This is a genomic window from Actinomadura roseirufa, assembly GCF_900659635.1.
Classification (GTDB): domain Bacteria; phylum Actinomycetota; class Actinomycetes; order Streptosporangiales; family Streptosporangiaceae; genus Spirillospora; species Spirillospora roseirufa.
Genome location: NZ_CAACVB010000195.1, coordinates 1 through 14940 on the forward strand (window position 1 = coordinate 1; position 14940 = coordinate 14940).

The window sequence follows — 14940 nt, forward strand, 5'->3', positions numbered from 1 at the left end:
CGCCCTGCTGCCGGCCGCGGCCGGCCTCCGGCCGGTCCTCGGACCGGCCCTCAGACGGGCAGGGCGTCGATCTCGGCGATGATCTCCCGGCGGCCCGGCTCGTCCAGGCAGGACGCGGCCACGGCGTTGCGGGCCAGGCCGGCGAGCGCGGCGCGGTCGAGGCCGAAGACGTTCGCGGCGACCCGGTACTCGCCGGTGAGGGTGGTGTCGAACATCGGCGGGTCGTCGCTGTTGAGGGTGACGAACAGGCCCTCCGCCAGCATCCTCGGCATCGGGTGGTCGGCGAGGGCGGGGACCTGCCCGGTGCAGACGTTGGAGGTCGGGCAGACCTCCAGGGGCAGCTGCGTCTCGCGCAGGTGCGCGACGAGCCGGGGGTCGTCCAGGCAGCTGAGGCCGTGCCCGATCCGCTCGGCGCCCAGGCCGTCGACGGCCTCCCAGATCGTCTCCGGGCCGCTCATCTCCCCGGCGTGCGGGAGGCTGCGCAGCCCGGCGGCGCGGGCGGCGGCGAAGGCCTCGCGGAAGGCGTCGCGGTGCGGCGGGCGGCACTGCTCGATCCCGCCGAGCCCGAACCCGACGAGGGCCTGCGGCGGGTGGGCCAGGGCGTGCTCGAGGGTGCCGCGGGCGCCCTCGGCGCCGAACTCGCCGGGGATGTCGAAGATGTAGGCGACCCGGATGCCGTACCGGTCGCGGGCCTCGCGGACGGCGGCGTCCAGGGCCTCGGTGATCGCCGGCATCGGCATGCCGGCCCGCTGGTGCGTGTAGGGCGTGACGGTCAGCTCGACGTAGCGGACGTTCTGCGCGGCGAGGTCGCGGGCCGTGCCGAGCGCGAGGGTCCCGACGTCCTCCGGGGTGCGGACGAGGCTGGAGACCGACTCGTACACCTCGGCGAAGTGCGGGAAGTCGCGGAACTCGTAGAAGGCGCGGAGCTCGCGCTCGTCCAGCGGGACGGGACCGTCCGGGTGGCGGTGCGCGAGCTCCAGGACCGTGGGGACCGAGGCGGAGCCCACGAGGTGGACGTGGAGCTCGGCCTTCGGGAGGGCGTCGATGAACGCCTCGATGGCGGTGTCTTCGGTCAGCACGGTCGCGAAGCTAACAGCCTCAAGAGCCGCGCGGACAGGCAAATCCGGTGAACCTGACATAGAAATGTCAGAAATGTCGGGCAGGGTGCGGAGATGGGGCAGGATGGAGGGGTGCGCGCGTCCCGGCTCATCTCACTGGTCCTGCTCCTGCAGTCGCGGGAGACGATGACGGCGGCGGAGCTGGCGCGCGAGCTGGAGGTGTCGGAGCGCACCGTCTACCGGGACGTGGAGGCGCTGTCGGCGGCGGGCGTGCCGGTCTACGCCGAGCAGGGCCGGAGCGGCGGGTACCGCCTGGTCGGCGGGTACCGGACGCGGCTCACCGGCCTCAGCCGGGCCGAGGCCGAGGCGCTGTTCCTGTCCGGGCTGCCCGGCCCGGCGGGCGACATGGGCCTCGGGGACACCGTGGCCGCCGCCGAGCTGAAGGTCCTCGCCGCGCTCCCCGGTACGCTGCGGGACGCGCCCGCGCGGGCGGCCCAGCGGTTCCACCTGGACGCCCCGGGCTGGTTCGGCGACGCCGGGCCGCCGCCGCTGCTGCGCGACCTCGCCCGCGCCGTCTGGGAGGACGCGGTGGTCGAGCTGCGCTACCGCAAGGACCGCGAGGTCGTCCGCACGGCCGAGCCGTACGGGCTCGTCCTGAAGAACGGCACGTGGTACCTCGTCGCGCGCGCCGGGGACGGCCCGCGCGCCTACCGCACCTACCGCGCGGGGCGGGTCACGGCCGTGCGCCCGACGGGCGCGACGTTCGACCGGGACGCGGAGTTCGACCTGGCCGCGCACTGGCGGGACCAGGCGGAGGCGTTCCTGCGCGCGATGCTGCGCGAGGAGGTCACCGTCCGGCTCACCCCCGCCGGGCTGCGGGGCCTGCGGTACGCCGCCGACCCGTACGCGGCGGAGCGGGCGGCCGAGGTCGCCGGACCGCCCGACGGGCGGGGCCGCGTCGTGACGACCCTGCCCGTCGAGTCGGCCGAGGTGGCGTTCTCCCAGCTGCTGCGGCTCGGCCCCGAGGTGGAGGTGCTCGGCCCGCCCGCGCTGCGCGCGCGGATGGCCGAGGCCGCCGCCCGGCTCGCCGCGCTCTACCGGTAGCCGGTGACGTCGGCCGGACGGCCCGCGTCCTGCACCTCGACGACGTAGCGCCACGCGTCGGGACGGCTGCCGTCGGCGTCGGTGAACCCGTAGACCCCGGCGAGCCCGCCGCTGGACAGCGACGCCCCGTTCCAGCGCGCCCGGTCCGGGTCGGCGGCGAGCGCCGCCACGGCCCGCCCGACGAACGCCGGCGACTCGGAGATCGCGAAGTGCGGGCTGGTCCTCGCGCCGTCGAGCCAGTTCTCCTCGGTGACGCCGAACAGGTCGAGCATCGCCTCCGAGCGCAGCCACCCGGGCGTCAGCGCGACGGCGGTGGCGCCGTGCGGGCCGATCTCCTCCGACTGCGCGAGCGCCATCCGGATGACGGCGCTCTTGGCGAGGTCGTAGAAGTACCCGACGTCCTTGCGGTACCGCGCGTTGTACTCGGCGGTGCCGTCGGTCATCTCGACGACGAGCCCGCCGGGCCTGCGGATCAGCAGCGGCAGCGCGTGATGGCTGGTGATGGCGTGGGTGTCGATGGCGAGCCGGAGCAGGCGCAGCCCGTCCTCCAGCGACTGCTCCCACAGCGGCCTGCCGAACTGGAAGAGGCGGTCGCCGCCCCAGATGTCGTTGACCAGGACGTCCAGCCGCCCCCGCTCCTCGTCGACGCGCCGCACGAGCGCCTCGACCTGGGCGGGGTCGAGGTGGTCGGCCGGGACGGCGATGCCCTCGCCGCCCGCGGCCGTCACCAGCTCGGCGGTCTCCTCGATCGTCTCGGGCCGGTCCATCTCCGACCGGCTTTCCCGGGTGGTCCGCCCGGTGACGTAGACGGTGGCGCCCGCGGCGCCGAGCTCGACGGCGATGCCGCGGCCCGCGCCCCGGGTCGCCCCCGCGACCAATGCGATCTTTCCTGTCAGTGCACGGCTCATGAGGACGATGCTGGCACCGAAACCTGACAACCGGTGTCAGCGTTTCCGGAGCCCGCGCCGGTGGCCGCGAGGACTTTTCGGCCTAGGTGAAGATGCTGACCCCGCCGGGTCCGACCAGGAGGCCGACGACGATGAGGACGATGCCCCACAGGAGGTCGCGCCGGGCGAGGATCGTATAGATACCGGCGATGACCAGGATCACCGCGATGAGCCAGAGGATTGTCATCATGGCGGACAGGGTCCCCGCGTAGGCCCGGGGAAAACATCCGATTTTTTACAGATGCCCGAAATGGGCTTTATGAGCGGAGGGGGGAGGGCTCCCCCCTCCGCAGGGGGATAACGGCGGTCACACACGTGTCACGAGATCGTGGCACGCTTGCCGAGGTCGAGTCTGCCCCCACGACGGCCGCGGCAACAGGACCCTGAGGACCATTCGCGGTGGGTCCCCCTAGTGCTTCAGAACTAGAGGGCGGGAGCCGAGGCCCTGCAGAGCCGCAGGACGTTGGCCACGATCCGTCGTCCCGCGCCGCCGGTCGCCGTCAGGATCGACTCCGGGTGGAACTGGACCGCCCACCGCCGCCGCGCCCCGTCCTCGATGGCCATCACCACGTCACCGGTCAGCGCCGTCACCTCGAAGCCCCGGACGCGCTCGGGGGTGGCGTGCAGCGAGTGGTAGCGGGCCGCGGCGAACTCGTCCGGGAGACCCTCGAACAGGGCGCCCCCGGTCACCTTCACCTGGCCGGGCTTGCCGTGCGCGGGCTCGGGCAGCAGCGCCAGGTCGCCGCCCGCGTGCTCCACCATCGCCTGAAGGCCGAGGCAGACCCCGAAGACCGGCAGCCGCCGCGCGTCCAGGGCGGCCAGCAGGGCGGCGGTGCCGAAGTCCTCCGGCCGGCCGGGACCGGGCGACAGGACCACCAGGTCGGGGGCCTGCTCGTCCAGCATCCGCTCCGGGAAGCCGTGCCGCAGCGTGACGACCTCGGCGCCCTCCTGCCGGAAGTAGTCGGCGAGGGTGTTGACGAAGGAGTCCTCATGATCGACGAGCAGGACCTTGAGGCCCTCCCCCGCGCCGTCCGGCGCGTCCGCCTCCGCACCCGCGGCCTCCGCGCGCCCGGCCCCGCCCTGGGAGTCGGCGAGCGCCCCCAGCAGCGCGCTGGCCTTGAGGTGCGTCTCGCGCTCCTCCTCGTCGGGGTCGGAGTCGTACAGCAGCGTCGCGCCCGCCCGGACGGTGGCGACGCCGTCGCGGATCTGCGCGGTCCGCAGCGTGAGCCCCGTGTTCATGGACCCGTCGAAGCCGACGAAACCGACGGCGCCGCCGTACCAGCGCCGCGGGGACTCCTCGTGGTCCTCGATGAACTGCATCGCCCACGCCTTCGGCGCGCCGGTGACGGTGACGGCCCACATGTGGGTCAGGAAGGCGTCGAACGCGTCGAACCCCGGCCGCAGCCGCCCCTCGATGTGGTCCACGGTGTGGATCAGCCGCGAGTACAGCTCGATCTGGCGGCGGCCCAGCACCCGGACGCTGCCCGGCACGCAGATGCGGGACTTGTCGTTGCGGTCCACGTCGGTGCACATGGTCAGCTCGGACTCGTCCTTGGCCGAGGACAGGATCGCGCGGATCTGCTCGGCGTCCTCCAGGGCGTCGCCGCCGCGCCGGATCGTCCCGGCGATCGGGCAGGTCTCCACCCGGTCGCCCCGCACGCGGACGAACATCTCCGGGGAGGCCCCCACCAGGTATTCGCCGCCGCCCAGGTTGAACATGAACTCGTAGGGCGCCGGGTTGGTCTCGCGCAGCCGCTCGAAGAACGCCGCGGGCGCGTCGCACCGCCCGTACATCGCGTGCCCCGGCGTGACCTCGAACAGGTCCCCCCGGATGAACTTGTCCTTGGCGTCCCGCACCATCTGCGCGTACACGCCGGGCACGGGCTGGGCCGGAAGTTCCGCCGGGACGGGGACGGGCGTCGGCTCGGTGGCCCGCGGCAGGCCCGCCGTGCTCGCGCCCGCGACCTCGAAGTCGTAGGACATCCGGTGCGAGGTCTCGCGCTTGCGGTCCACGACGACCATCTCGTCGGCCAGGTGCAGGACGAGGTCACGCTGGTCGGCCGGCCGCTCCAGCCGCGTCCGCAGCGGCTCGAACTGCAGCGACAGGTCGTAGCCGAACGCGCCGTACAGGCCGAGGTGCGGGTCGGCGCAGCGGAACGCGTCCACGACGGCGCGCAGCGCGGTGAAGACCGTCGGCCGGCGGCTGCGCTCCTCCTCGGTGAAGAACCCGTCCGCGGGAGGGACGAACACCGCGATCTCCCCGGGGCCGTCGGCGCTGACCTCTCCCGCGCCGCGGAGGGCGCCGGCCACGACGGGAAGGATCACCCGGCCCCGGTCGTTGAGCGCCCGCGCCGTGACCGTCCGGCCGCTCGCGACGAGCTCCAGGCAGGGGTCGACATAGGCCATGTGCCAGCGGCTGTAACGGCCCGGGTACTCCATGCCCGAGCTGAGGACGCCGCCGCGCCGCTCCCCCACGGCGGCGACGAGGGCGTTGAGCGCGTCGGACTTGCGCCCGGAGTCGACCGGGGTGGCGGTACGGATGACCCGTACGCCCCCGGCCGTGACGAACTCGCTGGTCAGCGGCTGTTGTGAGACGGTCTCCACCGCGGGTGGCCCCTCGTTTCGGGCCCTGCTGCCGGGCGGACGACGCACGAGACGACCGCCTGGTGAGGGCGGTCGCCTGATGTCGAACGTGCACGAACCGGCGCCGCCTTAGCGGCGCCACCACCACTGATAGGGCGCGGTTCGCATGCGGCGAGCGTACCTCGTCCCGGCTCCGGCGGCCAACACCCCGGCCGGGCACGCCCGGCTCGCGGGAGAACCCTCATCTGTGGCTCCCCGGCAGGTTTCCAGGGGGCGGCTGCCCTCGCCGGAGGGCGGCGGCGCGTTGCGCTGATCCACGGAAGTCGTGCCGTCACCGAGATCGGGCCGTGACCCGCCGGGGGGTAGGCTCGCCCGGCCTCACTCCGGCACGGTCCAGGCGGGTGACCCGGCGGGCCGTGTCCCCGACCGCGCCTGACGAGGAGGGCTCCCCTTGGCCTCGGCAGAATCCCCCGCCCCCGATCCCGCCCCCGCCGAATCCGCCGGCGGCCGCCCGCCTCCGCCGGTGGGCCCGCCGCCCGGGCCGGGCGACCGTCCCGCGCGCTCCGACCGCAGCCTCTGGAACCTGCTGCTGGCCGTCCCCGCCGTGGTGCCGCTGCTGACGTTCCTGTTCAACCACGACCGTCCCCGCCTGGCGGGCGTCCCGGCGTTCTACTGGACGCAGTTCGCGTTCATCCCGCTGGGCGTGGCCTGCACGATCGCCGTCTACCGGCTGACCAGGAAGCGGGGCTGAGCCGATGGCGAGCGAGCACGTCACCGAGATGATCGTGTTCGGCGCGCTCTTCCTGCTGGTCAGCGGGATGGGCTTCGCCGCGGCGCGCTGGCGCCGGCCCGGCACGATGGACAGCCTGGACGAGTGGGGCCTCGGCGGCCGCGGCTTCGGCGGCTGGGTCACCTGGTTCCTCATCGGCGGCGACCTGTACACCGCCTACACCTTCGTCGCCGTCCCGGCGCTGGTGTTCGGCGCGGGCGCGGCGGGCTTCTACGCCGTCCCGTACACGATCGTCGTCTACCCGCTGGTCTTCCTGCTGCTCATCCGGCTGTGGTCGGTGTCGCACGCGCACGGGTTCGTCACGCCGGCGGACTTCGTCCGGGCCCGGTTCGGGTCGCCGACCCTCGCCCTGGCGGTCGCGGTCACCGGCATCGCCGCCACGATGCCCTACATCGCGCTGCAGCTGGTCGGCATCGAGGCCGTGCTGAAGTCGATGGGCGTGCACGGGCACTGGCCGATCGTGATCGCGTTCGTGATCCTCGCGGCCTACACCTACCAGTCCGGGCTGCGGGCGCCCGCCCTGATCGCCTTCGTCAAGGACGTCCTGATCTACCTGGTGATCATCGTGGCGGTGCTGTACATCCCGTCCCGGCTCGGCGGCTGGGGGGAGGTGTTCGACGCCGCGCGGGCGAAGTTCGCCGCGACGCCTGCGCCGAACGACGGTGTCCTGCTGGACGGCACCAACCAGCTCAACTACGCGATGCTGGCGCTCGGCTCGGCACTCGCGCTGTTCCTGTACCCGCACAGCGTCACCGGGGTGCTGGCGAGCCGGAACCGGGACGTGATCAAGCGGAACATGGCGGCGCTGCCCGCCTACAGCTTCGTGCTCGGCCTGATCGCGCTGCTCGGCTTCATGGCCGTCGCGGCGGGCGTCAAGCCCGCCGTGTCCGGCGGCAAGGCCGACACCAACACGGTCGTCCCCCTCCTGTTCGACAAGATGTTCCCGGACTGGTTCGCGGGCGTGGCCTTCGCCGCCATCGGCATCGGCGCGCTCGTCCCCGCGGCGATCATGTCGATCGCCGCGGCGAACCTGTTCACCCGCAACATCTACCGGGAGTACCTGCGCCCGGACGCCACCGACGCGCAGCAGGCGGCGGTCAGCAAGCTGGTCTCGCTGGTGGTCAAGGTCGGCGCGGTCGCGTGCATCCTGCTGCTGGACCCGGAGTTCTCCATCGACCTGCAGCTCATCGGCGGCGTGGTCATCCTGCAGACGCTGCCGTCGGTGGCGCTCGGCCTGGTGACCCGCTGGTTCCACCGCGGCGCGCTCATCGCCGGCTGGGCGGCGGGCCTCGCGGCGGGGCTGTGGATGCTGTACGAGATCCCGAACCCGGTCAAGCACAAGGCGCACTTCGGCGGCTCGGCGTACAAGCTGAGCGACCTCGGGCTCGACACCCGGATGACGGTCTACGTGGGAATGCTCGCGCTCGCGGTCAACCTGGCCGTGACCGTCGCGGGCACCGCGGCCTGCCGGGCGGCGGGGCTCGCCGACGGGCCCGACGCCACCCGCCCGGCCGACTACCTCGCCGACGAGAGCGACCCGAGGGCCGCGCGGCTCGAACCGTCCGGCTCCACCTGAGCCACGGACCCACCCCCCACCGGCCCGCGGCGGGCCCCGGCCGGGGCCCGCCGCGGGCCGATCGGTTCTCCGGGGTTCACCGCCCCGTGGTGCGGGCCCGCATTACGGGCCCGCACCACGGGCCGGCACCGGCCGCACGAATCGGCCGTGAACCGGTGAACGTCAAGGCCTTCCGCTGGCCGGGTCCGGCCCTCCTGGGGCTGCCTGGGGGTTCGCGACTGGCCGGATGAGGCACCCGAGTCAAGCAAATAGATAGGATACTTTCCTGTCCATGCCGCTGACAGCGACACCGATCCGGCCCCGCGATGGACCTCTGACCTGCACTTTCACCGCGTAGCCGCGTTCTTCGCGCCCGCCCCGCTCGCGTGCGCCCGTCCCGGCCTCGGCCGGTTCCCCCTCCCGTACGCCAGGAGAGCGGTACCCCATGAAGATTCCGAACAGACCCGTGGCGCTCGGCGCCGCGGCCGCCCTCGCGGGCGCGCTCGCCGTGGCCGTGGCGCCCGGCGCGGCGTCCGCCGCCACCTGCAATCCGGACGCCCGCGCGCTGCGGGTGACCTACCAGCCGGTCGACCACACCCTCACCGACGCGCAGTACCACCGCGCGCGGCTCACCTTCGAGAACCGCGACCGCCGCTGCGCGTTAGGCGCGGACGGCTGGGCGACGTACTTCAACGCGGTCCGGCGGCCCGCCGCCGTCCTCGACGGCGCCGCGGGCGACATCGGCCGCAAGCAGCTCGCGGACCAGGGCCTGTCGCTCACCTACGCGGACGCCGCGCGCAGCGGCGACTTCTACACGCTCAGGCCGGCGTCCGGATTCAAGCCCATCGGGCCGGGCGAGCGCCGCGCGATCGACGTCAACTTCGAGCTGTGGGCGACCCACAAGTCCGACGGCCCCGCGGGCTGGAGCATCGCGTTCGGCGACGGGAAGCCGGCCTGGCTGCCGTCCAAGTCGCTGCTCGACCCCGCCGACCCGAAGCAGACGCAGGCGTTCTCGGGCGACCACCGCCCGGTGCAGACGGCGGCCTCCCGGTACGCCGAGAACACCGCGGCGAAGCAGACGCTCACGCTGCGGCAGAGCATCGTCCCGCAGCCGCTGGCGGCCAGGGCCACCGGCGGGACCCTCGCGATCGGCGGCGGCTCGCAGATCACGGCGCCGGCGGCACTGGCCGGCGAGGCCGGCTACCTGCGCTCGGCGCTGCGCGACGTCGCGGACGGCGCCGGGGCGCCGATCGAGCTGCGGGTGGACTCCCGGCTGGACGCCGACCACGACGGCGGGCCCGACACCGAGGCCTACACCCTGGACATCGGGGCGGACGGCGTGCGGATCGTCGGCGCCGACCGGGCCGGTGTGCTGTACGGCGTCCAGACGCTGCGCCAGCTCATCCCGGCGACCGGCTACCGGGCGGCGGCCCGCGGGCACCGCCGCGCCACCGTCACCGTGCCGCGCGCCGCCATCGCCGACGTGCCGCTGTTCGGCTACCGCGGCCTCGCGATCGACGTGGGGCGCCACTTCGAGACCAAGCAGACCATCGAGAAGTTCCTGGACCTGATGAGCTTCACCAAGCTCAACCGGCTCCACCTCGGCATCACCAACGACGAGGGCTGGCGCCTGGAGATCCCGGGGCTGCCCGAGCTGACCGGGTTCGGGTCGCGGCGCGCGTTCGACCTCAAGGAGGAGGGCGCCCTCCACCAGGGAATGGGGTCGGTGAACGACCTCGGCACCGGCGACGGCATCGCGGGCAAGCCGCGGAACCGGACCGAGGCCAACCTCGGCCGCGTCCCCGCCTTCCAGGGCTACGAGCAGGGCACGCAGAACTTCGTCGGCAAGGGCTCCGGCTACTACTCGGTCGCCGACTTCCAGGAGATCCTCAAGTACGCCGCCGAGCGGCACATCGAGGTCGTGCCCGAGCTGAACTTCCCGGCGCACGCCCGCGCGGCCGTCCAGTCGATGGAGCGCCGCTACCAGAGCACCCACGACGCGGGCTACCGGCTGCTCGACCCGGCCGACACCAGCCGGCACACGAGCGTCCAGAACTACACCGACAACCTCGCGAACCCGTGCCTGGACAGCACGTACACGTTCCTCAACAAGATCGCGTCCGAGGTCGGCAAGATCTACGCCGGCGCGAACGTCCCGCTCAACCGGATCAACCTCGGCGGGGACGAGCCGCCGGGGCCGCAGGAGGGCTGGTGGTCCGGGTCGCCCGCCTGCAAGGCCAACCCGGCGACCGCCGGCAAGTCCGGCGAGGAGCTGAAGGAGCTGTTCTTCAGCCGCTGGAACGACATCGCGCACAAGGTCGCCCCGGCGACCTCCGGCTGGGAGGACATCACCGACCCGACCCGCTCGTTCCGCCTCAAGGGGTTCACCCCGCTGCCCTGGCAGAACGTGTGGGGCTGGGGACGCGAGGACTGGGCGTACCGCTTCGCCAACGAGGGCACGCCGGTGATCCTGGCCCACGCCACGAACCTGTACATGGACCTTGCCTACAACAAGGACCCGGACGAGCCGGGTTACTACTGGGCGGCCTACGTGGACGAGAAGAGCACGTTCACCTATCAGCCGTTCGACGTGTACTCCAACGCACGCGAGGACCGGTGGGGCAACCCGATCACGCCGAACCCGTCCTGGACGAAGCTGACGCCGGAGGGCAAGAAGAACATCCTCGGCGTCGAGGCGCAGCTGTGGGCCGAGAACGGCAAGGCCGAGGAGATCCGCGAGTACCAGGCGTTCCCCAAGCTGCTCGGCGTCGCCGAGCGGGCCTGGAACCGTGAGACGCCCGCACCGGACAAGATCGACGCGGCGTGGAACACCTTCTCCAACACCCTCGGCCAGGTGACGTTCCCGCTGCTGTCGTTCTACCGGCCGGTCGGGCTCCGCGGCACGGGCGTGAACTACCGCGTCCCGCTGCCCGGCGCGAAGATCTCCGACGGGACGCTGACCGCGAACGTGCGCAACCCCGGCCTCGCCGTCGAGTACTCGACCGACGGCGCGCGGTGGAGCCCCTACACCGGGCCGGTGCGGGTCGGCGCGTCCGCGCTGACCCGGACCCGCAGCGCGGACGGGCGGACCAGCCGCATCTCCCCGGCCGGCGTGCCGGCCTGGCAGGGCGGCACCGCCTACGAGCCGGGCGCGCTGGTGACCCACCAGGGCGAGCTGTTCCGGGCGGCGCGCGCGAGCACCGGCCAGGCGCCGGACCTCTCGCCCGCGTCGTGGACGCTCCTGCAGTGACCGTCCGGTCGCAGGTCCCCCGCCCCTCCGGCTGACCACGGGCGGTGCCCGGAGGGTTGGGACAGGCCCGGCCGCCCGCGCCACGCGGGCGGCCGGGCCGCTCACGCATCCGGCGCGGCCTTTGTGACCCATGTCATATGATCTCGGTACAACCTTGGCACCTCCCCGAACAGTCCTCATGGTGTGAACGCCTCCCCCTGCGATCCGGTCGAGCTGACGGTCGTGATCCCCGCCTACAACGAGCTGGCGCGCCTGCCCCGCACGCTCGACGCCGTGCGCGCCCACCTCGACCGCGGAACCGACCGGTGGGAGCTGATCGTCGTCGACGACGGCTCCCGCGACGGCACGGCCCGCCCCGTCCGCGCCGCGGCCCGGGCCGACCCCCGGATCCGGCTGCTGCGCACCCCCGCCAACCGGGGCAAGGGCCACGCCGTGCGGACGGGCGTGCTCGCCTCCCGGGGCCGGCTGGTGCTGGTCACCGACGCCGACCTCGCGACGCCCGTCGAGGAGCTGGACCTGCTGCGCCCCTCGCTCGACCTGGGGTTCGACGCCGCGATCGGCTCCCGCTCCCGTGTCCGGCGGCATCCGCTGCGGCGCCCCGCGGCGCGCCTGGGGCGGCTGCTGATCCGGATCCTCGCGGTGCGCGGCATCGCCGACACCCAGTGCGGCTTCAAGCTGTTCGACGGCGACCGCGCCCGGACCGTGTTCGCCGTCGCCCGGGTGGACGGCTGGGCCTTCGACGTGGAGATCCTCTCGCTGTTCGCCCGGCGGGGCTGGCCCGTCGCGGAGGTCCCGGTGCGCTGGCGGCACCGCGCCGGATCCAAGATCCGCCCCGCGGACTACGGGCGGGCGCTGGCCGAGGTCGTCCTCGTCCGGCTGCGATACGGGCGGGCACCCCATCCGCCCCGCCCGTCCCGGCCCCGTCGTCCGGCCTCCCCGCCGGACGACGGCGCGGCGGGCGCCGCGGGCGCCCGAGCGGCCGGTGGCGCGGGACGGGTGCCGGCGTGACCGCGGAAACGGAACCGGGGACCGAGACGCACCCGGAGACCGGACCGGAAACGGGGCCGGAGACGGAGACCGGACCGGAGACGGAGACCGCGCACCGCGCGGACGGCGCCAGAGGGCCCCGGCCCGGCGAGCGGCTGCGCGGGCTCCTGCGCGCGCGCCTCGCCGGCGGCCCGCCCAGGATCGGCCTCGCGGTGACGGCCGGGTACATGCTCGCCGCGTTCGTGCTGTTCTCGCAACTGTGGGCCGACCCGGGGCGCCGCTACCTCGTCGACGGCGGCCAGGACCAGACCCAGTGGGAATGGTTCTTCGCCGTGACCGCCCGCGCCGTCGCCCACTTCGACGACCCGTTCTTCACCCGGCTGCAGAACTTCCCCGCGGGCGTCAACCTGATGGCCAACACGGTCATGCTCGGCGTCTCGGTGCCGCTGGCGCCCGTGACGCTCGTGTTCGGTCCGTCGGTGACCTGGGCGCTGGTCCTCACCGGCGGCGTCGGCGGCAGCGCCGCCGCCTGGTACCGGCTGTTCCGGCGGCACCTCGGCCGCTCCCCCGCGGCCGCCGCCGTCGGCGGCGGCTTCTGCGGGTTCGCGCCGCCGATCGTCTCGCACGCCAACGCGCACCCGAACTTCGTCCTGCTCGCCGTGATCCCGTTCATGATCGGACGGCTCGTGCGGATGGCGCGCGGCGAGGGGCGGCCGGCCCGCGAGGGGCTGTTCCTCGGCCTCCTCGCCGCCTACCAGGTCTACCTGGGCGAGGAGATCCTGCTGCTCACCGCGACCGGGCTGGTCGTGTTCGCGGCCGCGTACGCGGTGTTCCGCCCGGCGGAGGCGCGCGCCGCGGCGCGGCGGCTCGCGGCCGGCCTCGGATTCGCTCTGATCATCTTCCTGCCCCTCACCACCTACGCGCTGCTCTGGCAGTTCTTCGGCACGCAGAGCTACGACGGCCTGTGGCACGGGCCGTCCGGAAACGACCTCGTGCGGATCACGGCGTTCGCGCGCCAGTCGCTCGCCGGGCACCCCGCCTTCCCCGGGCCGTACGACGCGAGCACGACCGAGCAGAACGCGTTCTTCGGCTGGCCGCTCGCCGTGCTCGTCGTGGCGCTCGTGGCCTGGCTGCGCCGGGACCCGGTGGTGCGAGCCCTGGCCGCGGTCACCGCCGCCGGCGTGCTGCTGTCCCTCGGACCCGAGATCACGGTGAACGGGCGTCCGACCGGCGTCCCCGGCCCCTGGTGGGTGGCCGGGCGGCTCCCGCTGTTCGAGTCGGTGCTCGAGTCGCGGCTGACGCTGCTGTGCGTGCCCGCCGCCGGCCTGCTGCTGGCGATCGGGATCGACCGGTTCCGCGAGGCGTCGGCGCGGCTTCCGCGGCGGACCGCGTGGGCGTTGTGCGGCGTCGTGCTCGCCCAGGCGCTGGTGCCCATCGTGCCCAAGCCGCTCACCGCCGAGGATCGCGCGCCGGTCCCGGCGTTCTTCACCGACGGGATGTGGCGCCGCCACGTCCGCCCCGGCCGGACGCTGGTCACCGCGCCGCCGCCGGACATCCCGGACGCGAGGCCCCTGCACTGGCAGGTCGAGGCAGGACTGGGCTTCCCGCTGCCGGAGGGGTACTTCGTCGGCCCGTTCGGTCCCGACCGGCTGGGCGGCTACGGCGCGCCGCGCCGTCCCACGTCCAGCCTGCTCGCCAGGGCACGCGACGACGAGGTGCCCCCGGAGGTCACCGACCGCGAGCGCCTCGCCCTGCGCGCCGACCTCGCCTACTGGCGCGCGGACGCGGTGGTCCTCGGCCCCGTCATCAGACGGCAGGCCCTGTACGAGGTGCTGGTGCGGCTGCTCGGGCCCGGGCGCTTCGAGGGCGGCGTGTGGGTGTGGGACGTGCGGCACCTCGCCGGGGAGAGCGGAGGATGAGCCGGCGGTGAACGGACGGTGAGCGGGCGCGGCCGGCGGCCCGCCGGTGAGACGGAGTACGTCGAGTACGTCACCGGCGCACTGCCCGGCCTGCGGCGGCTCGCGCACCTGCTGTGCCGCGACCCGCACCACGCCGACGACATCGTCCAGACCGCGCTCACCCGTCTCTACGTGCACTGGCGGCGCGCCCGCGCCGCCGACGACGTGGACCGCTACGTCCGCGCGATGCTCGTGCGGTCGTTCCTCAGCGAGCGGCGGCTGGCCTGGGCGCGGGTCCGGCTCACCGGCGCCCCGGCGGACGTCCCGGGGCAGCCGCCGGCGCCGGTGGCCGACCTGGAGACCCGGGCGGTGGTGCGCGCCGCGCTCGGCCGCGTCCCGCCGCGGCAGCGCGCCGTCCTCGTGCTGAGGTTCCTGTGCGACCTGCCGGTCGCGGAGGTCGCGCAGATCCTCGGCTGTTCCGAGGGGACGGTCAAGAGCCAGACCGCGCACGGGCTGGCACGTCTCCGCGTCCTGCTCGGCGGCGCGGCGGCGGTCACGGCGGAGCCGGGCGTCCGGGGAGAGGGGTAACGGCGTGGACGATCCCGGAGCGGACCGGCAGGAGCGGGAGGCCGCCCACCTCCTCGGCCCTCTGCACGCCTTCGAGGCGCCGCCCCCCGATCCGCCCGCCCGGGGCGGGTCCGGACCGGAGGGCACGGCGGGCCGCGGCGCGGTGAGCGTGGAACTGGCCGTGCGGGCGGGACGGCGGCT

General features: G+C 74.1%; 11 protein-coding genes. 7 read left to right on the top strand and 4 right to left on the bottom strand.

What is annotated here, in order from left to right; all coding sequences use genetic code 11:
• Positions 1-50: 50 nt before the first annotated feature.
• Positions 51-1079, bottom strand: coding sequence for an adenosine deaminase (gene add, locus E1291_RS30355; protein ID WP_242614466.1), 1029 nt, complete (start codon positions 1077-1079; stop codon positions 51-53).
• Positions 1080-1190: 111 nt separating this feature from the next.
• Here add and E1291_RS30360 point away from each other — a divergent pair, with 111 nt between their 5' ends.
• Positions 1191-2162 (top strand): helix-turn-helix transcriptional regulator, encoded by a 972-nt coding sequence (locus E1291_RS30360; RefSeq protein WP_131741519.1) that lies wholly within the window; start codon positions 1191-1193, stop codon positions 2160-2162.
• On the opposite strand, the gene E1291_RS30365 is transcribed toward E1291_RS30360, so the two are convergent.
• The 3 genes from E1291_RS30365 to E1291_RS30370 form a co-directional block, all read right to left on the bottom strand.
• On the bottom strand, positions 2153-3070 hold the full coding sequence (locus E1291_RS30365) for an SDR family oxidoreductase (protein WP_131741511.1): 918 nt from the start codon (positions 3068-3070) through the stop codon (positions 2153-2155). The two genes, E1291_RS30360 and E1291_RS30365, sit on opposite strands and share 10 nt — an antisense overlap.
• Positions 3071-3152: 82 nt before the next feature.
• Positions 3153-3299 (bottom strand): GPGG-motif small membrane protein, encoded by a 147-nt coding sequence (locus E1291_RS42365; RefSeq protein WP_165495355.1) that lies wholly within the window; start codon positions 3297-3299, stop codon positions 3153-3155.
• Positions 3300-3532: 233 nt separating this feature from the next.
• Positions 3533-5713 carry an anthranilate synthase component I gene (locus E1291_RS30370; RefSeq protein ID WP_131741512.1) on the bottom strand — a complete coding sequence of 727 codons (2181 nt, stop codon included), beginning with the start codon at positions 5711-5713 and terminating at the stop codon, positions 3533-3535.
• 430 nt (positions 5714-6143) lie between these two features.
• On the opposite strand from E1291_RS30370, the gene E1291_RS30375 reads away from it, so the two are divergent.
• From E1291_RS30375 to E1291_RS30400, 6 genes are all read left to right on the top strand, one after another.
• On the top strand, positions 6144-6443 hold the full coding sequence (locus E1291_RS30375) for a DUF3311 domain-containing protein (RefSeq protein WP_242614467.1): 300 nt from the start codon (positions 6144-6146) through the stop codon (positions 6441-6443).
• A 4-nt stretch (positions 6444-6447) separates the two neighbouring features.
• Complete coding sequence (gene mctP / locus E1291_RS30380) at positions 6448-8058, top strand: monocarboxylate uptake permease MctP (RefSeq protein WP_131741514.1); 1611 nt, start codon at positions 6448-6450, stop codon at positions 8056-8058.
• A 424-nt stretch (positions 8059-8482) separates the two neighbouring features.
• Positions 8483-11287, top strand: coding sequence for a family 20 glycosylhydrolase (locus tag E1291_RS30385; RefSeq protein ID WP_131741515.1), 2805 nt, complete (start codon positions 8483-8485; stop codon positions 11285-11287).
• A 183-nt stretch (positions 11288-11470) separates the two neighbouring features.
• On the top strand, positions 11471-12295 hold the full coding sequence (locus E1291_RS30390; protein ID WP_131741516.1) for a dolichyl-phosphate beta-glucosyltransferase: 825 nt from the start codon (positions 11471-11473) through the stop codon (positions 12293-12295).
• Positions 12292-14193: a glycosyl transferase gene (locus E1291_RS30395; protein WP_131741517.1), complete on the top strand. Its 1902-nt coding sequence runs from the start codon at positions 12292-12294 to the stop codon at positions 14191-14193. The genes E1291_RS30390 and E1291_RS30395 overlap by 4 nt, the downstream gene beginning before the upstream one ends.
• 18 nt (positions 14194-14211) lie before the next feature.
• Complete coding sequence (locus E1291_RS30400) at positions 14212-14760, top strand: SigE family RNA polymerase sigma factor (RefSeq protein WP_131741518.1); 549 nt, start codon at positions 14212-14214, stop codon at positions 14758-14760.
• Positions 14761-14940 lie beyond the last annotated feature (180 nt).